The organism is Streptomyces sp. NPDC020489, assembly GCF_044386545.1.
Taxonomy (GTDB): Bacteria; Actinomycetota; Actinomycetes; order Streptomycetales; family Streptomycetaceae; genus Streptomyces.
This window is the reverse complement of the sequence record NZ_JBIRUZ010000004.1, coordinates 531,896-555,004: the sequence shown is the minus strand read 5'-3', so window position 1 is coordinate 555,004 and position 23,109 is coordinate 531,896. Positions and strand designations below refer to the sequence as shown.

Here is a 23,109-nt window from a genome sequence, read left to right as displayed (position 1 = left end):
CCACCGGGTTCCGCGCTCAGCCCGTCGCGTCCACCAACGCCAGCTCGTGCAGCCGCTCCGGCGGGCCCGGGCGGGCGTAGTACCAGCCCTGGGCGGTGTCGCAGCCCAGTATCCGCAGCTGCTCGGCCTGCGCGCCGGTCTCCACGCCCTCCACCGTGACCGCGAGGTCGAGGCTGTGGGCGAGGGAGACGATGCCCTCGACGATCTTGAGGTCGACGGGGTCCGCCGGGAACTGCTGCATGCTCTGGGTGAAGGAGCGGTCCAGCTTCAACACGCTCACCGGCAGCCGGCGCAGGTTGGCGAGGTTGGAGTAGCCGGTGCCGAAGTCGTCCAGGGCGATGTCGACGCCCATCTCGGCGAGCCGGCGCAGCGGCTTCAGCAGGTCGTCGTCGGCGCCGATCAGGGCCGACTCGGTGACCTCCAGGCAGAGCGCGTCCGGCTCCACACCCGCGCGCTCCAGGATGTCCACCGTGTCCTGGACCAGGCCGGGATGGGTGAGCTGGCACGGCGAGAGGTTGACGTTGATCCGCAGGGGCCCCGCGTCCGCGTGCCGTTCCCGCCACGCGCGGGCCTGCCGGACCGAGTGCTCCAGGACCCAGCGGCCCAGCGGGACGATCAGTCCGGTGTGCTCGGCGAGCGGGATGAAGCGGTCGGGGCCGAGCACGCCGTGCTGCGGGTGCAGCCAGCGCACCAGCGCCTCGGCGCCGCGCACGCTGCCGTCACCGAGGTGGACCAGCGGCTGGTACTCGATGAAGAACTCGCCGCGGTCCAGGGCCGTCGGCAGGGCGGTGGTCAGGCCGTGGCGGGTGATGGCCCGCGCGTCCGCCTCGGCGTCCGCCAGTTCGAAGCGGTTGCCGCCGGCCGACTTGGCCCGGTACATCGTGATGTCGGCGCTGCGCAGCACCTCGGCCGCGCTGCGCTCCCCTGCCGGACCCTCGACGATGCCGATGCTGCCGCGCACGGTCAGCTCACGGCCGTCCACACTGATCGGGTTGATCAGCGCGTTCATGATCCGTGAGGCGAGCTCGTCGACCTCCCGCTCGGTGTCGGTCCCGGTGGTCAGCGCCACGAACTCGTCACCACCCAGACGGGCGACCATCTCACCGGGCGCCGTCGCACACGACTGGAGCCGGTCGGCGACCTCGACGAGCAGCCGGTCGCCGGCCGCGTGACCGAGGCTGTCGTTGACGGTCTTGAAACCGTCCAGGTCGAGGTAGCACAGCCCGAAGCGCTGGCCCGCCCCCGCGCCGAGAGCCTTCTCCAGGCGCTCGAAGAAGAAGGTCCGGTTGGGCAGGCCCGTGAGCGCGTCGTGCGTGGCCTCGTAACGCAACCGGAGGTTGAGCAGCCGACGCTCGGTGGTGTCCTCCATCAGCGCCAGCTGGTACTGCGGGTTGCCGTCCGCGTCCCGCAGCAGGGAGACCGTCAGGTTGGTCCACAGCGCCGTCCCGTCGGGGCGGGAGAACGCCTTCTCCAGGTGGTAGTGCTCACGCTCGCCGCGGACGAGTTCGTCGTACAGGGTCCACGTCTGGGGCGCGTCCTCGGGGTGCGTCCACTCCCGGACGTTGCGGCCCCGCATCATCGGCTCGGAGAGGCCGAACATGCGCAGCAGCGCCTCGTTGACCTGGAGGATGTTGCCGTCGAGGTCGGCCATGCCGATCCCTATGGCGGCGCCCTCGAAGACCGCGCGGAAGCGGGCCTCGCTCGCGTGCAGGGCCTGCGCCACCACCCCTTGGGCCTTGAGCGCGGCGGCGGAGATCGCCTCCTGCTCGGCCAGAGTCCGCTCGCGCAGCGCCGCGGCGAACCCGGCGGCCATGGCGTGCTGGAGCCGCGAGGCACGCACCCGAAGGTCCTGCTGGTCGCCGTCGCCGCCGCAGTAAAGCACCAGGTAGGCGTCGACGCAGTCCAGGCTCCGGCTGAGCGCCTCCGGGTCGGTGCAGTGCACCGTGACGAGCGCGCCGCCGACCGACCTGCCGACGTCCGCGTCGAAGGTCCTCGCCCGCAGCGCCTCGCTCAACCGGCGGGCCAGCGGCAGGAGTTGCGCCTCGAACTCGGGGCGGGTCGAGGACGTCGTGGTCACCGGGAACACCGCCCGGCTCCAGATCGTCGCGAACCGGCGCAGTCTGTCCTCCGGTCCGTCCGGCTCGGCGCTCACGCGGTACGCCCCACGCCGGCGAACCCGGAGAAGGCCCAGGGATCCTCGTCGTCGGGGTCCCCGGCTTCCGTCTCCGGCCGCCAGCGCGGCATCGGCACCAGTCCCGGTTCCACCATGTCGTACCCCTCGAAGAACCGCGCGATCTCGTCACGCGAGCGCATGATCAGCGGGTTGCGGATGTCCTTGTACACGTCCACCGCGCCTGAGGCCCGCTCCGCCGGCAGCGGGACTCCCTCGAACGAGGCATGCGTGAGCACCAGCAGACTGCCGGGCGCGAGCGCGTCACGCAGCTCGGCCACCGCACTGTAGGGGTCGTCCTCGTCTTCCACGAAGTGCAGTATGGCAACGAGAAGCAGGGCCACCGGCCGGTTCAGGTCGATCAGTTGCTGAACTTCGGCGCTCGCGAGGATCTCCTGGGGCTTGCGGAGGTCCGCCGCGACGACACCCGCGTCCGGATTGTCCGCGAGGACGGCCTCGCTGTGCGCGACGGCCACCGGATCGTGGTCCACGTAGACGACCCGGGCGCCGGGACTGGCGGACTGGGCCACCTCGTGGACGTTGCCGAAGGTCGGGATGCCGGAGCCGACGTCCAGGAACTGGGTGATGCCCTGATCCACCGCGAAGCGCACGGCTCGGCGCATGAACGCCCGGTTCGCCTGCATGATCTTGGGGAGCCCCGGCATGAACTCCATCGCCTTGCGGGCCGCCTCCCGGTCGACCTCGAAGTTGTGCGAACCGCCCAGGTAGAAGTCGTAGATCCGCGAAACGCTAGGCACCGAGATGTCGATGCTTCGTGGGGCCCAGGCGGGACGCTCCATCTATCTCTCCAAGGCGTAGGCGATCCGGTGTTCGAGCTGAGGCTACTGATCGCCTGCCAAAGGGGCGAGCGGAACCGGAAATTGACCGTCCGTTCCCGGTCACTGCCTGCGGCACGTGCCGGGTCGACCTTGCCCAAGTCCCGCTGAAACACGGCAAACCGGCCCGCCCCCCTGTGTGCGGTCACAGGAGGGCGGGCCGGTGGGTCGTGCGCGATGCGTGCCGTCCGGTGCGCCCGGACGAGTGGGGCGGTCAGGCCCTGGGGAGTTGACCTCTACTTCTTCGCGCCGACCGGCTTTCCGTCGGGCGAGACGGCGTACCAGGTGCCGCCGACGCCCTGACCGTTGGTGTCACCCGGCTCCTTGTCCTGGGCGAAGGTGTAGATGGGCCAGCAGTCGATGGTCTGCTGCTTGACCCCGTCGGGCCGGGTGAAGCTCATCAGGCCCTTCTTCTCGACGCCCTTGGTGTCGTTCGCCTCCACGGGCGCGACCGCGGGCCACTTCTCGAGGCAGGCTCCGGTGCACTTCGAGATCGGGTCCGGCCAGGCCACGTCCTTGATGAAGCGGTAGACCGTCATGCCGTTCTTGTCGACGACGATCTCGCCCAGGTTGGGGTCCTGGCGGGTGGACAGCCCCGGCAGCTCGCTCAGCGAGGCCTTCTTGCCGGTCGGGGCGAGCGCGTACCACTTGCCGCCCACACCCTGGCCGTTGACGTCCCCGGCGTTGACGTCCTTCGCGTAGCGGTACGCCGGCCAGCCCGCGATCGTCAGCTGCTTGCTGCCGTCGGAGCGGGTCACCTCGCCGAGCAGGGACTTGTCGATGCCCTCACCGGCCGAGGCGTCGTCGGCGGGCACCGGCGGCCAGGTGGCCGCGCAGTCGCCGTCGCAGTTGGACTTCGGCGGCTCGGCGGTGTCCGTGTCGAAGCGGTACAGGGTCAGCCCGCCGGCATCCGTCAGCACCTTGCCGAGCTCGGGATTGGTGACGACGGCCAGCTTGCCCGCGCCGGCGACCTGGCTGCCGCCCGCTGAGGCCGAGGGGCTCGCAGTGGCGTTGCCGATGCCGGAGCCGATGCCGGCGCCCGCGCTTCCGTAGTCGCCGGCCGCGGCCGTCGCACCCACGTTCTGGCTGCTCGCGGACGGGGCCGCTTCCTGGCCGCACCCCGTCGTCAGCGCCAGGACCGCCGCAGCGCTTGCCACGAGTGAGGCGCTCCGCCAGGAGGTCTTCATCGTCAACTCCCCAATATCGTACGGGTGTTGCGACGCCCTACTGCGTCGCCGCACGTCCATGGGTACGGACGGAAGTGGCTGTTGTGTTCAACGCGGGCACATTTTTCTTTTCAGAACCTGTGTAGCGGGACGATCACTCGTTCGGGGCATTCCCCCGGTACCCGGACACGTGAGAACGCGTTCTGGGTTCATGATCTCCGTCGTGCAGCGACCCGAACCGACTCAATACGCCCCGGCCATACGGGTGTTGTTGCTCTTGACACTGACATGGCTGGTCGTTGGCGTCCCGGCGGACACGGCCTCGGCCGACGCCTGCGCCTCCGCCTCCATCGGGCCGGACGGCATCACGGCGGTGGCGGTGGCCGGAAGCCTCACCTGGCCGACGCCCCCGACCTGCCCGAAACCCACCCCGAGCCCCACACCCACCCCCACGCCGACCTGCGAGCCGGAACCGTCACCGACGCCCCCTCCGCCGCCGAAACCGAAGCCCACCCCGACCCCGACCCCGAAGCCCACCCCGACCCCGACACCCACCCCCACACCACCTCCCCCCGCGCCACGACCGGCGGTGCCCCAGCCCCCACCGGCTCCCGCGCCCACGCCCCCGCCCGTCCCGGCACCGCCCCCCAGCCCCACGCCCCCCGCCAAGCCGGCACCCGCCCCCGCCGCGGCTCCCGTGCACTACCCGGCGTACGAGGCACCGGCGCCCCGGCGCCCGAGTCGCGGCAGCACCTCGCCGCTCACCTTCGTCCTGCTCATCACGGTGCCCGCAGTGGTGGCCGTCGCCGCGCTGCGTCCGCGCTGATCACTGGAGGCACCCCATGCCTGAATGGCTTGTTCTCACCCTCGCGATGCTGGCCGCCTGTGCCGTGGTGGTCGCCATCTCGGTCTTCCGCCACAAGGCTGCGGACGACGACGAGGACCCCAGCGAGACCCCGGACGTCATCGAGTACATGACGATGTGGATCGGCGTGGTGTACGCCATCGTCCTGGGCCTCGCCATCGCGGGCGTCTGGGAGGGCCGCAGCGCCGCCCAGGACCACGTCCAGACGGAGGCGGTCGCCCTGCACGAGATCTCGGAGCGGGTCCGGGTCTACCCGGCCGACGTCCGTGACCGTATTCGGGGCGATGTCAACGCCTATGTCGGACACGTGGTGCACACCGAGTGGAAGAGCATGGCCGACGACGGCCGGGCCACCCAGCGGGGCACCGACCTGCTCGCCCGGATCCGTCAGGACGTCACCGACTACGAACCGGCGACCGACTTCCAGGCGCAGGCCTACCAGCCCCTGGTCGACCAGGTCGCCGCGGCCGACCAGGCCCGCAACGCCCGTATCAACTCGATGGGGGCGACCATGCCGGGCGTGGTCTGGTTCGGGCTGATCGGCGGGGCCGTCGTCACCATCGGCATGGTGCTGGCCCTCCAGATCCGGCGGACTCCGCGTGAGCTGATCCTCGCCGGGATCTTCTCCGCGCTGATCGCCTTCCTGCTCTTCCTGATCTGGGACTTCGACGCGCCCTACAGCCGGGGCATCACCGCGTCGGCGGAGCCGTTCGTGACCCTCTTCCCCGACGTCAGGCCCTGACCCGCCCGCACCCCACGGGCCGGTCGGGGGACGCCGCCACGCCGTCGGCGTCCCCCGACCGGCCCACGTCCATGCCCCATTCGCCCCACAGCGTTCGCGCGCATGTGCGCACCTTCCTAGCGTTTTGATCATCGAGGTGCATTTCTGGCGCCGGCGGAAAAGGTCCGCGGCCGCTCCTCGGGGACCCGGAGGATTCACCATGCGCGCGATACGCGTAGCCTCGGCCGCACTGCTGGGCGTCAGCGCCCTCGCCCTCGCCGCGCCGGCAGCGGTCGCCAGGGGCGACAACAACATCACGCCGTTCGGTTTCAGCGTCCTGCCCTCGACCATCGCGGCGGGCGGCCAGGTCACCCTGCAACTGGACCGTGACCACGGCGGCTGCACCGGGTCCGCGACGGTCAGCTCGGGGGTGTTCGACACGATCAGCATCCCGGGCAACCGGTCCTCCGCGATCGCCGTCGTCGACTGGGACGCGAAACCGGGCGCCTCCTACAAGGTGACGTTCTCCTGTGACGGGGTGAGCGGTTCGACCAACCTGACCATCGCCTCCGGCCGCACCCACCCCACGCCCCAGCCGTACCCGTACAACCGGGGCGTGCACGCCGGTGAGGGCGGCACCGTCGCCGGGTTCGACCTCAAGGAGATCGGGCTCGGGGCCGCGCTCATCGTGGGTTCGGTCGGCGCCGCGTACCACTTCTCGCGCCGCCGCACCGGTGAGGACGGCGGCTGACCGCTCCCGCACAGGCCTTCGCCCCGGAACCCTTCCCAGGGTCCGGGGCGAAGGCCTGTGCGTGTCTTTCCGAAGGGGGTGTCTTTTCCGAAGGGTGTCTCTTCGGAGCGGGTGTCTTTCCGAAGGGGCGAGGTCAGAACTGCTTCTCGGAGCGGCGGCGCATCCAGAACAGCCCGCCGCCGATGACGGCCGCGGCGACCAGCCCGCCACCGATGGCCATGTCGGTCGGGGTGGCGCCGGACGAGCTGCTGCCACCGAGACCGCCGCGGACACCGCCGATGACGGTGAAGGCGTCGTTCCTGGTGAGCGGGTTCCGGGCGCCGGTGCAATTGACCGTGATGGAGTACAGGCCCGGGCGGGCGGTCGAGCTGACGGTGGCCGTACCCCTGGCCGGGTTGCCAGGGGTCAGGATCACCGAACCGGTGAACGCCGGCGAGGTGGCGGTGCCACCGCCGGAGCAGCCGTCGACGGTGAGGGTCAGCTGACCACCGCGGGCGATGACGCTGGGCAGGGCGACGATGTTGCTCGGGCTGACGGCGCTGCCCGGACCGCCCGGCATCCCGTCGCGCGCTACGGCGGCGGGGGCGGCGAGTCCGAGGGCGGCGACCGCGGCGGCAGAGGCCGCCAGGGCACGGGTAGTACGCATGTGATCCTCCGCGGAAGGCGCCCCGGGAACGGTCCCCGGTCGATCGGCGAGAAAACGCCTCCCAGAAAGACCCTCAGATGCCCTGCGCGCGGGCGCATTTCGGCAATGGTCCGTCCTGGTGAGAGGACACGCCGAGCGAAAAGCACACAATCGGATATTGCCGCAGGTCACGGACCGTCAGAAAATTCCTTTCGAGGGCAACTCGGATGGCGCACCCCGGGGCGGGGGCACCACCCGTTCGCCTTTGTCGCGTCGCCGGTTCCGTCCGCGGTCCTTAGCGTTCTCGTATGCGCGAGTGACGGGGCGACGGCCGCGTCGAGAGGGGAAGTCGAATGTCTGCGTCCGAGCTGGCCGAGCTGGCCGAGGAGGAGGAGCGGCGGAAAAAGCGTGCTCCTTGGGGCGTGATAGCGCTTGTTCTGCTGACCGGCCTCGCTCTCATTCGAAATGGTTCGGGAGAGTTCGACGTGGGTCCGCCGCAGCCGGCGACCGCCGCTGCGGCGGACAGCCGTGTTCCCGGCACCTTCGCCGGATCGGTGACGCCGCTGCCGTACTCCCTGCCGGACCGGGTGCGGATCCCGGCGATCCAGGTGGACGCGCCGGTCATGCCCGTCGGCCTGGACACCGACGGCTGGGTGGCCGCGCCGCCGCCGGAGGACGCGAACCTGGCCGGTTGGTTCACCGGCGCCGTCTCGCCCGGCGAGAAGGGCACGGCCGTCGTCGTGGGCCATGTCGACAACAAGTTGGGTCCGGCCGTGTTCTACGGGCTCGGGGCCCTGAAGAAGGGCAACCGCGTCGAGGTGCGGCGCGAGGACGGGAAGACGGCCGTGTTCGAGATCTACGGCATCGAGGTCTTCGAGAAGGACAACTTCCCCGGCGACCGCGTCTACGGTTCCAAGGGCACCGCCGAACTGCGGGTCATCACCTGTGGCGGCGGTTTCTCCAAGCAGAGCGGTTACGCGGGGAACGTGGTCGCCTTCGCCCGCCTGGTCGAGGTCCGCTGAGCGTGCCCCGACCGGGCGGGCGGGCCCTGCCTTACACGTAGCGCCGTCGAGGGACGGTGATGTGGTAGCCGGAGTCCAGCAGTTGCGGGAGATAGTCGCGCAGCGCCCGGACACTCTGGGAGCGGTCGCCCCCGGCGTCGTGCGAGAGCACCACGACGCCGGGGGCGGCGCCGTTCTCGACCCGGCCGACGATGGTGCGGGCGGCGGGGGCGGTCCAGTCGAGGGTGTCGACGGTCCAGGCGAGGGGCTCCATGCCGAGTTCGGCGCCGAGCTGGAAGGCGGCGCGGTTCCAGGCCCCGTAGGGCGCGCGGAACCACTGGGGGCGTTCGCCGTACGCCTCCTCGATGACGTCGCAGGTGCGTTCCATCTCCGAGCGGATCCGGCCGCGGGTCAGGCGGGTGAGCAGGGGGTGGGACCAGGTGTGGTTGCCGACGACGTGGCCCTCGTCGGCCATGCGTTCCAGCAGGTCCTTGTTGTCGACCGCCATCTCCCCGCACACGAAGAACATCGCGCGGACGTCGTAGTGCGCCAGGATGTCCAGGATGTGCGGGGTGTAGCGGGGGTCGGGTCCGTCGTCGAAGGTCAGCACCATGGTGCGGCCGCGTCCGGAGACCTTCAGCAGCGGCTCGCGGCGTACCAGGGTGCGGCGGGGGGCGGTGCGCGGCGGGCCGTAGCCGGTCAGGGGCTGGAGCCGGTACGCGGAGGGCTGGAGCGGGCGGCGCGCCTGGGGGCCGGGGGCGGGGAGCACGGGCCGCGCCGGGGTGTCGCCGGTGCCCGCGGCGAACAGTGCGGCCGTGCCGGCCGCCCCGACAGCGGCGGCGCCCGCGAGCAGGGCCCGGCGTCGCGAGAGCAGCCGGGTGAGCAACTGATCCTTCGTCATGACTCATCAGTCGCCCGAACCATGGCCGACGCACCAGGACATGACCGGTGCGGCGGCAGGAAAACACCCGCCCGGCCCAGGGCCGCCGTCAGCGGCGGCGCACCAGGGGGAACGGCAGCGTCTCTCTGATGGTGCGACCGGTGAGGAACATGACGAGCCGGTCGACGCCGATGCCGAGGCCTCCGGTGGGCGGCATCGCGTACTCCAGGGCGTCGAGGAAGTCCTCGTCGAGCTCCATCGCCTCGGGGTCTCCCCCGGCGGCGAGCAGCGACTGGGCGGTGAGGCGGCGGCGTTGCTCGACGGGGTCGGTCAGCTCGGAGTAGGCGGTGCCGAGTTCGGTGCCGAAGGCGACGAGGTCCCAGCGCTCGGCGAGCCGCGGGTCGGTGCGGTGCTGCCGGGTGAGCGGGGAGACGTCGGTGGGGAAGTCCTTGTAGAAGGTGGGCAGCTGGGTCCGTTCCTCGACCAGCCGCTCGTACATCTCCAGGACGACGTCGCCGCGGGTGTCGTCGGCGGTGTACGGCACGCCCGCGCGGTCGCAGTGCCGGTGCAGCCGCAGCAGTTCCGTGTCGGCGTCGATCTCCTCGCCCAGAGCCTCGGAGATCGCGGCGTGGACCGTCTTGACGGGCCACTGGCCGGAGATGTCGTACTCGGTGCCGTCCTTGCGGGCGACCGGCGTGCCGAAGGCGGCGGTGGCGGCGCCCTGGATCAGTTCGCGGGTCAGGTCGAGCATCACGTCGTAGTCGGCGAAGGCCTGGTAGGCCTCCAGCATCGTGAACTCGGGGTTGTGCTTGTAGGAGACGCCCTCGTTGCGGAAGGTGCGGCCCATCTCGAAGACCTTCTCCAGGCCGCCGACGCACAGCCGTTTCAGGTACAGCTCGGGGGCGATGCGCAGGTACAGGTCGAGGTCGTAGGCGTTGATGTGGGTGGTGAAGGGGCGGGCGTTGGCGCCGCCGTGGATCTGCTGGAGCATCGGGGTCTCGACCTCGAGGTAGCCGCGCTCCAGCAGGCCCTGGCGCAGGGCCTGTACGGCGGCGGAGCGGGCGCGGACCACGTCGCGGGCCTCGGGGCTCGCGACCAGGTCGAGGTAGCGCATGCGGACCTTGGCCTCGGGGTCGCTCAGGCCGCGGCGTTTGTCGGGGAGCGGGCGCAGGCACTTGCCGGTGAGCTGCCAGGTGGTGACGAAGACGGTGGGTTCGCCCTGGTCGCTGGTGCCCGCGGTGCCCGTCGCGGTGATGTGGTCGCCGATGTCGGTGTCGGCGGTGAAGCGGGGCAGTTCGGTGCCCGACAGGGCGCGGGTGAGGGCGAGCTGGTGGTCGCCGGACCAGTCGCGCAGGGTGACGAAGACGATGCCGCCGAAGTCCCGCACGCGCATGACCCGGCCGGCGACGGTGACCTCGTCGCCCTCGCGGACGTCCGCGAGGGCGTGGGTGCGCGGTGGGACGCCGACCGGGTAGGGGTCGACGCCCTCGGCGCGCAGCCGGTCCAGCGTCCGGTGCCGGATGCGGGCCTGCTCGGGCAGGCCCGCGTCCGGGCCGGCGGACCCGGCCCCGTCCCCTCCGTCGAGGCCGAGCACCGACAACGGCGGCAGGCCTTCGGTGGTGGCCGGCCGCGGTCCGGCCTTCGGGTGCCCCTTTCCCCAGAGTTTGCGCAGGGAGGGTACGGAGACGAAGCCCTCGGCGATCCCGGAGGCGAGGCCGATGCGGGCGAGGGCGCCGGCCTCGCCGTAGCAGATGAAGCGCGGGTACCACGTGGGGCGGTACTTGGCGTTGGAGCGGTACAGGGCCTCCAGTTGCCACCACCGGGAGAAGAACAGCAGCAGGCGGCGCCACAGGCGCAGCACGGGTCCGGCGCCGATGCGGGCGCCCTCCTCGAAGACGGAGCGGAAGACGGCGAAGTTGAGGGAGATCCGGCGGACGCCCAGTTTGGGGGCCGCCGCGCACAGTTCGGCGACCATGAACTCCATGACGCCGTTGGGTGCGCCGCGGTCACGGCGCATCAGGTCCAGGGAGACGCCGTCGGTGCCCCAGGGCACGAAGGACAGCAGGGCGAGGAGGCTGCCGTCCTCGTCGAGGGCCTCCACGAGGAGGCAGTCGCCGTCGGCCGGGTCGCCGAGGCGGTCCAGGGCCATGGAGAAGCCGCGTTCGGTCTCGGTGTCCCGCCAGGCGTCGGCCTTGTCGACGATCGCCTCCATCTCCGCGTCGGTGAGGGCGCTGTGGCGGCGGACGCGGCAGTGGGCGCCGGTGCGGCGGACCCGGTTCACGGCCTGGCGGGTGACGCGCATGTCGCGTCCGCCGAGGTCGAAGTCGGCGACGTGCAGGATCGCCTCGTCGCCGAGTTGCAGGGCGCCGAGTCCGGCGCGCGCGTAGGCCGTGGCGCCGTCCTCGGAGGCGCCCATCGCGGCAGGGGCCCAGGCGTGCCGGCGGGCCGCGTCGAGCCAGGCGTCGATGGCGTGCGGCCAGGCCTCGCGGTCGCCGACGGGGTCGCCGCTGGCGAGGCAGACGCCGGCCTCGACGCGGTAGGTGACGGCGGCCTTGCCGCTGGGCGAGAAGACGACGGCTTTGTCGCGCCGGGTGGCGAAGTAGCCGAGGGAGTCGTGCTCGCCGTAGGCCTTCAGCAGGGCCCTGATCCGGGCCTCCTCGTCGCCGTGCAGGGCGGCTTCCATGCGCTGGGAGCGGAAGAGGGTGGCGGCGGCGTTGAGGAGGGCGAGCGCGCCGAACAGGCCGAGGAGGAAGAACAGGGGGCGGGGTGGTTCGCCGTCGAAGGAGCGGGCGGACACCAGGCCGCCGCAGACCCGGTTGGCGGCCCACAGCAGCCGCTGACCGCGGGGCAGGGTGCCGGGGAAGAACTCCAGCAGGCCCCAGCCGACGAGGATGCCGAGGGCGAGCCCGGCCAGCAGGACGAGGACGGCCCGGCGGACGGCGGCGCGGCGGGAGGCGCCGTAGAACTCGCCGCGGGCGACGACGAGCAGGGCCAGCGCGAGAGCGCACACCACGAGGGAGGGGAGGGAGTCGGCGTAGAGGCCGACGGCCACGCCCAGGGCGTCGACGAGGACGAGCAGGCCCAGGTAGACCACGACCAGCCACCAGGCGACCTTCTTGCGGGCGGCGGTGGCGCCGGCGAGGAGGAAGAGGAAGACGGCGTAGGCCAGGTTGGCGCTGACCGGGACGATGAGCAGGTCGAGGAGGCGGACGACGGGCCGGAGCAGTCGGCGCAGCGGAGGGATCAGGGCGAGCAGCAGGCACAGCAGTCCGAGGGCGCCGAAGAAGGCCGCGAAGCCCTCCGGCACCCTGCCGAGGAGGCCGCTGTCGGGCCGGTGCTGTCGGCCCTCGGTGTCCTTGGCCGGTCCGGCCTCGACGGTGGCACTCATGTTCCGACTGTAGGAACAGCCGGGCCGCGCCGCCCGTCGGGAGGGCCCGGCCACGGGTGGGACCGGGGGGTTCCGATAGCCTCCCTGCCGTGACGGAACAGCACGCGCACCGGTTCGAGCGGGGCACGGACGGACCGAAGGTCATCGTGGTCGGGGTGGACGGCTCCGACTCCTCCCTCCGAGCGGCGGCGTACGCCGGTGGTCTGGCCCGCCGCCAGCACGCGCTGCTCGCGGTCGTGTACGTGCAGCCGGTGATGGCGGCGGGCGCGGCCCTCGGGGCGCCGGTGGCGGAGACGACGGATGAGATCGCCGAGGACCTGGTCGCGCAGATCCGGGAGGCGACCGAGCGCACGAAGGGGATATTCGACGTGCGCTGGGAGTTCCACACGTTCCGCGGTGACCCGTACAGCGGTCTGGTGAAGGCCGCGGACGAACTCACGGCGGACGCCGTGGTGGTGGGCGCCTCCGAGCAGGCCGGGCACCGGATCGTCGGCTCGGTCGCGGTGCGACTGGTGAAGGCCGGACGGTGGCCGGTGACCGTGGTCCCGTAGGTCCGTTCAGAGGGTGCGGAGGAAGTCGAGCAGGATCTCGTTGAACTGCTCGGGCTTCTCCATGGTCGGGTAGTGCGAGGTGTCCTCGATGAGTACCGAGCGCCCGTCGGGGACGGTACGGGCGAACCTCTCCGCGTCGGCCAGCAGGTCGGGTGAGTCGAGAGCACCGTTGACCATGAGCACCGGGACGTCGATCTTCGGTACCCGGGGCCAGGTGTCGGTCATGGGGACGTGCCAGTTGTGCTCGCCCGGGGTGTGTTTGGCGATGGTGTGCAGGGCCATCTCCTGGACCCGTTCCAGGATGGTGGGGTCGACGTCGTCGACCGTGCGGTTCACGCCGGCCACCGCCTCCCGGAACACCTTCAGCCAGCCCTCGATGTCACCGGCGTTCAGGGTGCGGGCGGACTCGGTCACGAACTGAAGGGTGCGCGGATCCGAGTACTGGAACTCGCTGACCGTGGCACCGCCGAGGACGACCCCTCGGACGAGCTCCGGGTACTCGATCACCGTGTCGCTCGCGACGGCCGCGCCCATCGACACACCGACCAGCACCGCGGGGCCGGCGTCGAGGTGTCGCAGCAGGCCCGCGAGGTCGTCGGCCCAGCGGAAGGGCTTGCTCGCGTTGGCGGACCAGCCGTGGCCGCGGATGTCGGCCGCGACCACCCGGTACCCGGCCGCGGCGACGGCCGGTATCTGTGCCTCGAAGACGCGGTGGTCGGTGTAACCGGAGTGGAGCAGGACCACGAGGTCGCCCGTACCGATGTCGCGGTAGGCGAGGTCGCCGTCGCTGGACGTGAAATAGCTCAGTTCCGAAGCAGCTGTCATGACAACCAAGGTGTCATCTTCTCGATACTTTGACAACCTGGTTGTCATGATGGGCCGGTGCATGATGGTCTGGTGAACGACATCGACGCGCCCCTGCCCCCCGACGAACTCGGCCACCGCGTCAGCGAGGTGTTCGACCTGATCGGCGCGCTCTACCGGCGCGGCCTGCGCAAGCTGGAGCAGGGCGAGGAGATCGAGGGGGTCTCCGTCGGCGTGCGCTCCGTGCTGGTCCTGCTCCACCGGTACGGGCCCATGACGGTTCCCCAGATGGCCCGGATCATGACGCTGACCCGGCAGTTCGTGCAGCGCATGACCAACGACGCGCTGGCCCGGGGCTGGGCCGAGACCGCGCCCAACCCCGCGCACCAGCGCTCCTCGCTGATCCGGCTCACCGGCGACGGCGAGGCCGTCGTCACCGCGGTCCTCGACCGCGAGCACGCCCTGAACCGGCAGGTCGGCGGCGAGCTGACCGAGGCCGAACTGCGGGCGTGCACCCGAGTGCTGAAGGAGATGCTGCGCACCTTCGACCACGTCGACGCGGAGTGACCCGGGGCCTGTCGGGAAAGTGGCCCCGCCGCCCGGAGGGCGGCCGCGCGGCAGAGGCCACTTCCCCAACAGCCCCTAACGCCCCATCGTCAGCCCGTCCTTCGCCGCCCCCCGGCTGAGCACGACCTCACGGATGCGGTCGCGCACGCCGGTCAGTTCGGCACCCGCCGCGATCACCTCGTTGAGGTTCAGCGCCCGGCCGGCGTCGACGTCGAACAGCTGCGGGACGAACTCGGCCTTCCTCACCTCCCAGCGGCCGCCCGGCCTCGTCGGCGCGGCGAAGGTGAAACGGCCGATCGTGGACTGGTTGCCGCGCGGGTCCTGGGCGCCCTCGTGGTTGAACATCTCGCCCGCGACCTGGTCGCCCATGCCGTAGACCACCCAGGTCCCGTTGACCTTCTCGTACGCCTGCGGGACGTGGGCGTGGGTGCCGAGGATCAGGTCGATGTCGGGGCGCCCGGCGGTGCGGGACGCGGTGAGCGAGCGGGCCAGGGTCAGCTGCCGGTCGTCGGGGGCGTCCTGCCATTCGGTGCCCCAGTGCACGGATACGACGACCACGTCGGCACCGGCCTGCCGGGCGGCGCGGGCGTCGGCGAGGATCTTGGTCTCGTCGATGAGGTTGACGGCCCAGGGCTGCCCCTGCGGCAGCGGGTAGCCGTTGGTGTCGTAGGTGTACGCGAGGTGGGCGACCTTCGCGGTGCCCGCGCGCAGGATCGTGACCGTGCCCGCCTCGGCCTCGGTGCGCGCGGAGCCGGCGTGCCCGACCCCTTCGCGGTCGAGTGCGTCGAGGGTGCGGCGGATGCCGTCGGCGCCGTCGTCGAGGCTGTGGTTGGAGGCGGTGGAGCAGCCGTCGTAGCCGGTCGCGGCGAGGCCCTTGGCGACCTCGGGCGGGGACTTGAACGCGGGGTATCCGGTGTAGTCGCCGTCGGCGCCGTAGACGGTCTCCATGTGACACAGCGCCAGATCGGCGCGGGAGACGACCGGTTCGACGCCGGCGAGCATGGGGCGGAAGTCGTAGCCGGTGCCGCCCGCGTCGAAGCGGGCGCGCTCGATGACGGAGCTGTGCGGGAGGACGTCGCCGGAGGCGACGAGCGTGAAGCCGCGCGGCCCTGCGGCGGACGGGGCCGGGTGGCCGGGGCGTTCGGGAGGGTCCTGGTGCCGGGCCTGGCAGGCGGCGCCCGCGGCCAGGAGGGCTGTGAGGGCCAGGGCCACCTGTCGTCTGCGTGCAATCATCGGCTCACCCCTCTGTGATCATATTTCCTTACAAATAGGTACGAAGATGAGCACAGCCGCAAACGGCCCGGCCCCGTTCATTCGCCCGATGGGCGAGGCGGAGGGAACCGTTCGTCGTACCGTTCGTCGACGCGATCGACCGTCCGCCGCAGATCCGGGTAGATGGCCTGTCCCTCACGGTCACGCTGCGATGCCATACGGCCATGACGGCCGGAATCACGCTCACGAACGCGACGACCGCCGAGCACGAGCTCGCCGCACTCCAGCGGGAGCACGGCCGGCCCCTCTTCGCACTGCTCCTCCGGCTGTGCGACGGGGACCGGCAGCGCGCCGAGGACCTGGTGCAGGAGACCCTCGTACGGGCCTGGCAGCACCCCGAGGCGCTGCGCGCCGACGACTTCGAGTCCGTACGGCCCTGGCTGCTGACCGTGGGACGGCGGCTCGCCATCGACGCGCGGCGGGCCCGGCAGGCGCGTCCGCCCGAGGTCGGGGACGCCATCCTGGAGAACGCGCGGGTGTGCGCGGACCACGCCGAGCGGGCGGCGGCGGGCATCGACGTACGCGAGGCTGTGAAGACACTCACTCCGGAGCACCGTGACGTCCTGGTGCTCGTGTACTTCCAGGGGGCGAGTGTGGCGGAGGCCGCGCAGGCCCTCGGGATTCCGCCCGGTACCGTGAAGTCCCGCGCGTACTACGCGCTGCGCGCCCTGCGCCGGGTCCTTCCGGGATACGCGGCCGACCTGCGGTGAAACTCACGGTGCGGCAAAGGCTCCGTAAAGTGCCTTGCTGACGACCATGGTTGAGTAATCGGCTGTCTTCATCCGTGTTCCCGGACGGGGGCCCGGCGCGGCAGGTGGGCATCCCGCGCCAGGCCCCCACGGCCCGGCAACGGGCGACGCGCACGCACCGGAGGAAGGCAGGAAGGGATGCTGCACAGAGGTCAAGAGAGCACGGACGGCGCCGGGGGCGGCGAACTCATCGTTCCCATGGCCTGGTTGTACGCCGAGTACATCGCCGACGAGCTGCTGCGGACCGGCGATCTGATGCCGCCGACGTCCTTCGAGTTCCGTGCCGGGCGCGACGCGCTGGCGCTGACCATCTTCCTGGCCGACACCGACGGCGAGCTCTCCGGCATCCGGGTCGTCTCCCAGCTGGAGACCTGGCTGTCCCTGACCGCGTACGACCAGCCCTGGCAGGACTGGGTGCGCGAACGCATGGCGGTGCTCGCGGCCGAGGCGAGGGAGTCCGGGGCCCCCTCCCCCGACCTGGACCTCGCCGAGCTGGCCTGGCAGTGGCTGGAGGAGACCGAGCTGCTGGCCCCCGACCTCAACGCGGTACCGGGCGGCGGACCGGGCGCCGGGGAGGACGAGGGACCCCAGGTGTGGACGAAGGCCTGGCAGCTCGGACTGCCGCTGGGGCACCTCGCGATTCACCTGTTCTAGCCACGAACGCACGGCCCCGGACTTTTTTTCGGACGGGACCAATCCTCGCTCCGGCCCGCTCCGAATCCCTTGGTTGCGATTCTGTGCGGTGCTTGAGTGATTCGGCGGTCCGGTGCGTACGGGTGGGAGCAAGGAGTGACCCCACCCCCACCCAACGGCACGAGGATTCCGCATGAGGTCCCAGGAGAGGCATCGCGACGTCGCCGCGTACGCGCTCGGCGTGCTGGACGAGGCGGATGCCTTCCGCTTCGAGGATCACCTCATGGAGTGCCCTCGGTGCGCGGCTTCCGTCACCGAATTCGGCCCCATCACCCGGCAGTTGATGCTGTACCGGCGCTCCACCCCGCAGTTCGTCAGCCCGCTGGTCAAGCCCGGCCCCCGAATGCTGGACCGGCTGCTCTCCGAGGTCGGGACACGGCACCGGGCCGGCCGCCGGCGGTTCCTGTGCGCCGTGGCGGCGACCGTGGCCTTCGCGGTGGCGGGGCCCGGCGTCGTGGTCGTGGCCGCCCGGGGCGGTGACGGCAGCTCCCGGATGGAGGCGACCGACCCACGCTCCGGCGTGTGGGCCCAGGTCACCGCGGCGGACGAGACCTCGGGCACCCAGGTGGAGCTCAAGGTGAAGGACGGGGCGGGCCCCCGCACCTGTCGTTTGGTGGTCGTCGGTCACGACGGCTCCGAGGAGACGGTCACCACCTGGGGCGTCCCGCGCCATGACGCCCGTGCACTCGTCATGAACGGCGCCTCGTCCTACCACCCCGACCAGATCGCCCGGTACGAGGTCCGCACCCTGGACGGCGAACGCCTGGTGACACTGAAGTCCGCCTGAGCCCGAACGCGCGAGAGGGTTCCCACGTCTCAGGAACGACAACCGTCCGGTCCTGGGGGAACACATGCGTACACGCGCCGCGCGCACCATCGGCCTGCTGGTCCCACTCGCCCTGCTGCTCGCGGGCTGCGGCGACGAACCCGGCTCACCCGCGCAGACCCGCGGCTCCGAGTCCCGCGCCCGCAAGGTCGCCGAGGCCTGGGACGGCTCCCGGGCGGCCGAGGTGTGGCGCGCCGGGTACTACCCGATGGCCGACGTCGTGCAGCTGCCCGACAACGCCTTCCGCAGCGACGCCGACAAGCAGGCGTATCTCACCCGGAACATCGTCCTCGACACCGAACTGCCCACCCACTCCCCCGGGAAGGGCACGGTGCGGTGGCGCGGCGGCGGTTCCCTCACCCTGCCGCTCATGGACGCGAGGAAGGCCTACGACAGCGTCGCCGGCGGCGGCCACGACGGGCCGCGTCTGACCGTGACCAAGGCCGCGTTGGGCACGGCCACGCTGGTCACAAGCCGCGGCCCGGCCACCGTCCCCGCCTGGCTGTTCACGCTGAAGGGCTACGACACCCCGCTCAGGCGGGTCGCCCTGGAACCCTCCGAGCTTCCCGAGCCGCCGATCGGACCCGCGAGGGAGAGCCCCACGGACTGGCTGATGCCGCTCGAACAGTTGGTCCGCGCCGACGCGGACGGCCGGTCCGTCACCGTCCTCGCCGGGCACGGCGGCTGCGACGACGGGCCCGCGGTGCGGGTCCTGGAGACCGCGGGCAGCGTGGTGCTCTCCGCGTCGGTCACCGGGACGGACGACGGCCCCTGCACCAGCGAGCTGGTCATGGAGAAGGTGACGGTGAAGCTGAAGCGCGCGCTCGGCGACCGGGTGCTGCTGGACGCCTTCACCGGCGCGCCGCTGCCCTCGCCGCGCCGCGCTACTTGAGGAGCCGGGACATCCTGCGGTCCGCGAGCGGTCTGCCGCCCGTCTGGCAGGTCGGGCAGTACTGGAGGGAGGAGTCGCTGAAGGAGACCTCGCGGACCGTGTCGCCGCACACCGGGCAGGGCTCGCCGGTGCGGCCGTGGACCCGCAGGCCGCTCTTCTTCTCGGCCTTCAGCCGGCCGGCCGCCAGTCCGCGGGAGCGCTCGACCGCCTCGGTCAGGGTGGTGCGCAGCGCCTCGTACAGCCGGGCCGTCTCCTGCGGGGTGAGCGACGCGGCCAGTTTGAAGGGGGACATCCGCGCCACATGCAGGATCTCGTCGCTGTAGGCGTTGCCCACCCCGGCGATCAGGGACTGGTCGCGCAGGGCGCCCTTGAGCTGCCGGCGCTCCGGGGCCAGCAGCTCCGCGAGGCGGGCCTCGTCGAAGTCGTCAGCGAGCGGGTCGGGGCCGAGCCGGGCCACGCCGGGGACCTCCTGCGGGTCCGCCACGAGGTACACCGCGAGGCGCTTCTGCGTGCCCGCCTCCGTCAGGTCGAAGCCGGCGCCCGTCTCCAGGGCCACCCGCAGGGCGAGGGGGCCCTTGCCGGGGCGCGGGGGGCCGTCCGGGAGGCGGTCCTTCCAGTGCAGCCAGCCGGCCCGGGCCAGGTGGGTCACCAGGTGCGGTCCGCCGTCGGTGACGAGGTCGAGGAACTTGCCGTGCCGGTGCACGGCGGTGACCTCGCGGCCCTCCAGGGCGCTCGCGGGCGGGTCGTAGGTCTTCAGGACGCTGATCGCCACGGGCAGCACCCGCACGATCTCGTGGCCGACCAGGTGGTCGGTGAGGAAGTCCTTGAGCGCTTCGACCTCGGGGAGTTCCGGCATACGTCCAGAGTGCCACCGGTGACGGCTGTGCTCAGCTCCGCCGGGGCACCTTGAACTCGCACCACAGGCACTTGCCGCCGCCCCGCGCCTCCACGCCCCACACGTCGGTGAGCAGGTCGACCAGGAGCAGGCCGCGCCCGGAGACCCCGGACTCCCCGGCCTCGCGGCGGCGGGGCAGCGCGCTGGAGGAGTCCTCGACCTCGACGCGGAGCCGGCGGTCGGTGCCGGCCAGGACCCGCAGGGTGACGATGGCCGCGCCCTCGGTGTGCATGAGGGCGTTGGTGATCAGTTCGTCGGCGACCAGCTCGATCTCGTCGGCCCGCTCCTCCGCGCCCCAGGACCGCACCGCGGCGCGGATCATGTGCCGGGCCTCCGTCAGCGCCTGCGGGTCACCGGAGGCGACGTGCTGCTGGAGCCGGCCGCCGGAGCGCGGGGTGTCCAGCCCCCGGCGGCGCAGCAGGAGCAGGGCCACGTCGTCGTCGCCGCCGCGTTCCTCGGCCACGTCGATGAGGCGGTCGGCGAGGTCGCGGACGTCGGCGGGGCCGGAGGCGATGAGCGCGGTGAGGGTCCGCATGCCGTCGTCGAGGTCGGCGCCGGGCTGCTCGACCAGGCCGTCGGTGCACAGCAGCAGGGTGTGGCCGGGGTCGAGCTCGATGGTGCCGACGGGGTACTCCAGGCGCCCGAACTCCGCCGACAGCCCGAGCGGCAGCCCGCCCTCGACGGAGACCCGGCGGCAGCTCCCGTCGGGCCGGCGCACCAGCGGGTCGATGTGGCCGGCCCGGACCACCTGGACGACCCCGGTGGCCAGGTCGGCCTCGGCGTACAGGCAGGTCGCGAAGCGGTCGGTGTCGAGTTCGTGCAGGAAGACGGAGGCGCGTGCCATGACGGTGGCGGGGGTGTGGCCCTCGGCGGCGTAGGCCCGCAGCACGATCCGCAGCTGGCCCATGACGGCGGCGGCGTGGGTGTCGTGGCCCTGGACGTCGCCGATGACCGCGCCGACCCGGCCGCCGGGCAGCGGGATGAGGTCGTACCAGTCGCCGCCGATGTCCCGGCCCAGGGACGCCGAGCGGTAGCGGACGGCGACGTCGGCGCCGCGCACGCTGGGGATGGTGCGCGGCAGCATGGCCTGCTGGAGACCGGTGGCGAGGTCCTTCTCCTGCTCGTAGAGCATGGCCCGCTGAAGGCTCTGGGCGATGCTGGAGCCGAGGGCGACCAGGACGTTGCGGTCCTCGGGCGAGAAGCCGCGCCGGTCGCTGTAGAGCAGGCCCATGGCGCCGATGGGCCGGGCCTGGGCGATCAGCGGGAGGTAGGCCGCCGAGGTGATGTCGAGGCCGGTGATGTGCGGCCACAGCAGCGGGTAGCTCTCGGCGAACTCCTCCGGCGACTCGATGAACCGCGGGGTCAGGGTGCGCACGACCTCGCTCATCGGGTACGGCTCGTCGATGCGGGTGACGTCGGTGCCGGGGACGAAGCTGCCCGCGGGGCCCTCCGCGATCAGCCTGATGCGGCCCGCCTCGACCAGGCCCATGACGAGGCTGGTGGCACCGAGGTGGGTCAGGCCGTGGGTGTCCTTGAGGACGTCGATGACGTCGTCGACGGTCCGGGCGTGGGCGAGGGCGGCCGTGGTGAGCTGGACGACGTTGGTCTGCTCCTGGCGGGCGGCGTCCTGGCCGGCCTGTTCCCGGCGGGTCCTGAGGTCGTCGAGTTCCTGGGTGGCGTCCCGGACGATGCCGACGATCCGGCGCGGGCGGCCGGTCTCGTCGCGCCGGATGTAGCCCTGGGTGTGGGTCCAGCGCGGTGAGCCGTCGCGGCAGCGGATGCGGAAGTAGGTGCCGTAGTTCTCGCTGCCGTCCTTCATGGCCTGGGAGACCAGGCCGTCCAGGCGGTAGGCCTCGGGGGCCGGGACCCGGACGGCGAGGGTCTCGGGGTGGCCGTCGTACTCGTCGGGGCGCAGGTCGAACACCTCGTGGGCCTGGGCGTCCATGTGGAACAGACCGGTGTCCAGGTCCCAGTCGAAGCTGCCCATGCGGTTGAGCGCCAGGATCGGGTCCGGGTGGGCGGGCCAGTCGTCCGGGAGTGACAGGGCGCTCGCTCCCCGATCAACCATGGGGCCACCTTGCCAGGATTTGTCCGATTCTTCGACTGCTGGGTGCCGACGGAGGAGGTCAGCTCTCGAGTACGGCGGTGGGGCTGTCGAAGATGCTGCCGGTGGTCGTCGCCTCGTCGGGGGCGTCCGGGATCAGACCGCCGCCGTCGGGCACGTCGGGGGTGTCCGGGACGGTGTCGGGGCCGGTGTCGGAGCCCGTTTCCGGGGTGTCCGAGGGGGCCCGGGCCGTGGGTCCGTCCGAGGGTGTCGCGGTGACCGTGACGGCGGGGCAGGCGGGGTCCTCGCTCACGGGGTCTCCGGGGGTGGGGACGCCGGGGGCGGCCGTGACGGTCGGGGGCGCGCAGTGGGGCGTGGCGGGGTCCGCTGCGGGGCTCTCGCTGGTCGCGGAGGGGCTGTCGGTGCCTTCCGGGCTGATGCCGGAGGCGCTCACGCCGGTCGCCGAGGGACTCGACGGTGCCGGTCTGTCCGGCGTCGGGGGCGGTGTCGACGGCAGCGGGGCCGGAGGCGGTACGACGTGGTCGTACCGCGTGTCGTGCCCGCAGCGCCGCTCGATCCAGGTGTTGTCGACGACGTCGATGATCGTGAGGTGGGTGATCACCGTGGGCGCCGGAACGACCGCGACGACCTGCCCGTCCCGGTAGCCGGACCAGGGCCGCCCGCTCGTGCCTGCGGAGTGCGTGGCCCGCGCGGGCGCCAGCGGGTTGCCGCAGGCGCAGCGGACCCGGGGCACGCCCCGGTTGTCGACGAGGACGGCGGTGCCGGCCTGGAGGACGGACTGGTAGCCGGTGACGTGCCCGTCCCGGTAGCCGTGGTTGGTGACCCGGGTGTCGGCGCGCAGCACGACCGAGGTCAGCGAGCGCAGGTAGGCCGGGATCGAACCCGGGGAGATGCCCGCCGCCTGCGCGAAGGCCCGGCCCTTGGCGCGGTCCGCGGTCAGCTCGCCGATCTGCCGGTTCACCTCGCAGCTGCCCGAGCGAACCGTGCCGCCGTAGAGGCCGGGTGTGCCGCCGGAGATCGACCGCACCTCCGAGCGCGCCGGTTGCTGCGTTCGGGGGACGGGCGCGGCGGTGGCCGTCGCGGTCGCCGTGGAGTCGGTGAAGGGGTCGGGGCCCTGGGCGGCGACCGGCTCCAGGAGGACGTCCCCGCCGGCTGCCGTGCCCTCGCCGTCGGGGCCGGCGCAGCCGGCGACGATCAGTGCCGCCGAGAGCGCGCAGGCCGTGACGAAGGTCCCGGTGAACGTACGCACCGTGGTCTCCCGCACCGTGTTCTCCCGCCTCGTGCCGAGCAGTTCGCCACCATGGTCTGCTTCACTCACTCGGGTCACGCAACCGGACGCCCGGCACACGGAGCGTGACGCGGCTTCCGGCGTGACAATGGCGGGGAGGAGCA

The 23,109-nt window shown here is 72.1% G+C and carries 21 protein-coding genes; 9 read left to right on the top strand and 12 right to left on the bottom strand.

The features are described from left to right. Window positions 1-16: 16 nt before the first annotated feature. The 4 genes from ACH41F_RS13140 to ACH41F_RS13125 all read right to left on the bottom strand — a co-directional run bounded on the left by ACH41F_RS13140 (window position 17) and on the right by ACH41F_RS13125 (window position 4,727). The gene (locus ACH41F_RS13140) at window positions 17-2,152 is read right to left on the bottom strand and encodes a putative bifunctional diguanylate cyclase/phosphodiesterase (RefSeq protein ID WP_398835108.1); all 2,136 of its coding nucleotides are present in this window, start codon (window positions 2,150-2,152) and stop codon (window positions 17-19) included. Then, window positions 2,149-2,970 carry an SAM-dependent methyltransferase gene (locus ACH41F_RS13135; RefSeq protein WP_398835107.1) on the bottom strand — a complete coding sequence of 274 codons (822 nt, stop codon included), beginning with the start codon at window positions 2,968-2,970 and terminating at the stop codon, window positions 2,149-2,151. The genes ACH41F_RS13140 and ACH41F_RS13135 overlap by 4 nt, the downstream gene beginning before the upstream one ends. Before the next feature lie 272 nt (window positions 2,971-3,242). After that, a complete protein-coding gene (locus ACH41F_RS13130) occupies window positions 3,243-4,193 on the bottom strand; it encodes an SCO0930 family lipoprotein (RefSeq protein ID WP_391238827.1) in 951 nt (316 codons plus the stop codon). A 222-nt stretch (window positions 4,194-4,415) separates the two neighbouring features. After that, window positions 4,416-4,727 carry a hypothetical protein gene (locus ACH41F_RS13125; RefSeq protein ID WP_391238830.1) on the bottom strand — a complete coding sequence of 104 codons (312 nt, stop codon included), beginning with the start codon at window positions 4,725-4,727 and terminating at the stop codon, window positions 4,416-4,418. 287 nt (window positions 4,728-5,014) lie between these two features. On the opposite strand from ACH41F_RS13125, the gene ACH41F_RS13120 reads away from it, so the two are divergent. Continuing rightward, entirely contained in the window at window positions 5,015-5,779 is a 765-nt protein-coding gene (locus ACH41F_RS13120; RefSeq protein ID WP_391238833.1) for a DUF4239 domain-containing protein, read from the top strand. A 199-nt stretch (window positions 5,780-5,978) separates the two neighbouring features. Then, complete coding sequence (locus ACH41F_RS13115) at window positions 5,979-6,509, top strand: hypothetical protein (RefSeq protein ID WP_391238836.1); 531 nt, start codon at window positions 5,979-5,981, stop codon at window positions 6,507-6,509. A gap of 133 nt (window positions 6,510-6,642) precedes the next feature. Here ACH41F_RS13115 and ACH41F_RS13110 read toward each other — a convergent pair whose 3' ends face one another. Continuing rightward, complete coding sequence (locus ACH41F_RS13110; protein ID WP_391238839.1) at window positions 6,643-7,155, bottom strand: hypothetical protein; 513 nt, start codon at window positions 7,153-7,155, stop codon at window positions 6,643-6,645. Between the two features lie 332 nt (window positions 7,156-7,487). Between ACH41F_RS13110 and ACH41F_RS13105 the strand changes: the two genes are divergently transcribed. After that, window positions 7,488-8,156: a class F sortase gene (locus tag ACH41F_RS13105; RefSeq protein ID WP_391238842.1), complete on the top strand. Its 669-nt coding sequence runs from the start codon at window positions 7,488-7,490 to the stop codon at window positions 8,154-8,156. Between the two features lie 31 nt (window positions 8,157-8,187). On the opposite strand, the gene ACH41F_RS13100 is transcribed toward ACH41F_RS13105, so the two are convergent. Both ACH41F_RS13100 and lysX read right to left on the bottom strand, forming a co-directional pair. Further along, a complete protein-coding gene (locus ACH41F_RS13100; protein WP_391238845.1) occupies window positions 8,188-9,036 on the bottom strand; it encodes a polysaccharide deacetylase family protein in 849 nt (282 codons plus the stop codon). A gap of 88 nt (window positions 9,037-9,124) precedes the next feature. Next, the gene (gene lysX / locus ACH41F_RS13095; RefSeq protein ID WP_398835102.1) at window positions 9,125-12,403 is read right to left on the bottom strand and encodes a bifunctional lysylphosphatidylglycerol synthetase/lysine--tRNA ligase LysX; all 3,279 of its coding nucleotides are present in this window, start codon (window positions 12,401-12,403) and stop codon (window positions 9,125-9,127) included. Between the two features lie 89 nt (window positions 12,404-12,492). Between lysX and ACH41F_RS13090 the strand changes: the two genes are divergently transcribed. Then, a complete protein-coding gene (locus ACH41F_RS13090; protein WP_391238852.1) occupies window positions 12,493-12,954 on the top strand; it encodes a universal stress protein in 462 nt (153 codons plus the stop codon). 6 nt (window positions 12,955-12,960) lie between these two features. Here ACH41F_RS13090 and ACH41F_RS13085 read toward each other — a convergent pair whose 3' ends face one another. Next, the gene (locus ACH41F_RS13085) at window positions 12,961-13,779 is read right to left on the bottom strand and encodes an alpha/beta fold hydrolase (RefSeq protein WP_391238855.1); all 819 of its coding nucleotides are present in this window, start codon (window positions 13,777-13,779) and stop codon (window positions 12,961-12,963) included. Between the two features lie 72 nt (window positions 13,780-13,851). Here ACH41F_RS13085 and ACH41F_RS13080 point away from each other — a divergent pair, with 72 nt between their 5' ends. Then, entirely contained in the window at window positions 13,852-14,325 is a 474-nt protein-coding gene (locus ACH41F_RS13080) for a MarR family transcriptional regulator (protein ID WP_391238858.1), read from the top strand. Window positions 14,326-14,400: 75 nt separating this feature from the next. Here the strand turns inward: ACH41F_RS13080 and ACH41F_RS13075 are convergent, their stop codons facing one another. Beyond that, window positions 14,401-15,558 (bottom strand): CapA family protein, encoded by a 1,158-nt coding sequence (locus ACH41F_RS13075; RefSeq protein WP_398835098.1) that lies wholly within the window; start codon window positions 15,556-15,558, stop codon window positions 14,401-14,403. 203 nt (window positions 15,559-15,761) lie between these two features. On the opposite strand from ACH41F_RS13075, the gene ACH41F_RS13070 reads away from it, so the two are divergent. The 4 genes from ACH41F_RS13070 to ACH41F_RS13055 all read left to right on the top strand — a co-directional run bounded on the left by ACH41F_RS13070 (window position 15,762) and on the right by ACH41F_RS13055 (window position 18,757). Then, window positions 15,762-16,307: a sigma-70 family RNA polymerase sigma factor gene (locus tag ACH41F_RS13070; RefSeq protein ID WP_391238864.1), complete on the top strand. Its 546-nt coding sequence runs from the start codon at window positions 15,762-15,764 to the stop codon at window positions 16,305-16,307. A 177-nt stretch (window positions 16,308-16,484) separates the two neighbouring features. Next, window positions 16,485-17,000, top strand: a complete 516-nt coding sequence (locus ACH41F_RS13065; protein ID WP_391238867.1) for a hypothetical protein — start codon at window positions 16,485-16,487, stop codon at window positions 16,998-17,000. Window positions 17,001-17,172: 172 nt separating this feature from the next. After that, window positions 17,173-17,826 (top strand): zf-HC2 domain-containing protein, encoded by a 654-nt coding sequence (locus ACH41F_RS13060; RefSeq protein ID WP_391238870.1) that lies wholly within the window; start codon window positions 17,173-17,175, stop codon window positions 17,824-17,826. A 64-nt stretch (window positions 17,827-17,890) separates the two neighbouring features. Next, window positions 17,891-18,757, top strand: coding sequence for a hypothetical protein (locus ACH41F_RS13055; RefSeq protein WP_391238873.1), 867 nt, complete (start codon window positions 17,891-17,893; stop codon window positions 18,755-18,757). Here the strand turns inward: ACH41F_RS13055 and ACH41F_RS13050 are convergent. Genes ACH41F_RS13050 through ACH41F_RS13040 form a run of 3 tightly spaced genes read right to left on the bottom strand, consistent with a single transcriptional unit; the run spans window position 18,750 to window position 23,035 of the window. After that, entirely contained in the window at window positions 18,750-19,613 is an 864-nt protein-coding gene (locus ACH41F_RS13050; protein ID WP_398835094.1) for an Fpg/Nei family DNA glycosylase, read from the bottom strand. The genes ACH41F_RS13055 and ACH41F_RS13050 overlap by 8 nt on opposite strands. Before the next feature lie 31 nt (window positions 19,614-19,644). Continuing rightward, window positions 19,645-21,720: a SpoIIE family protein phosphatase gene (locus ACH41F_RS13045; RefSeq protein ID WP_398835091.1), complete on the bottom strand. Its 2,076-nt coding sequence runs from the start codon at window positions 21,718-21,720 to the stop codon at window positions 19,645-19,647. Window positions 21,721-21,778: 58 nt separating this feature from the next. After that, a complete protein-coding gene (locus ACH41F_RS13040) occupies window positions 21,779-23,035 on the bottom strand; it encodes a DUF6777 domain-containing protein (protein ID WP_398835088.1) in 1,257 nt (418 codons plus the stop codon). Window positions 23,036-23,109 lie beyond the last annotated feature (74 nt).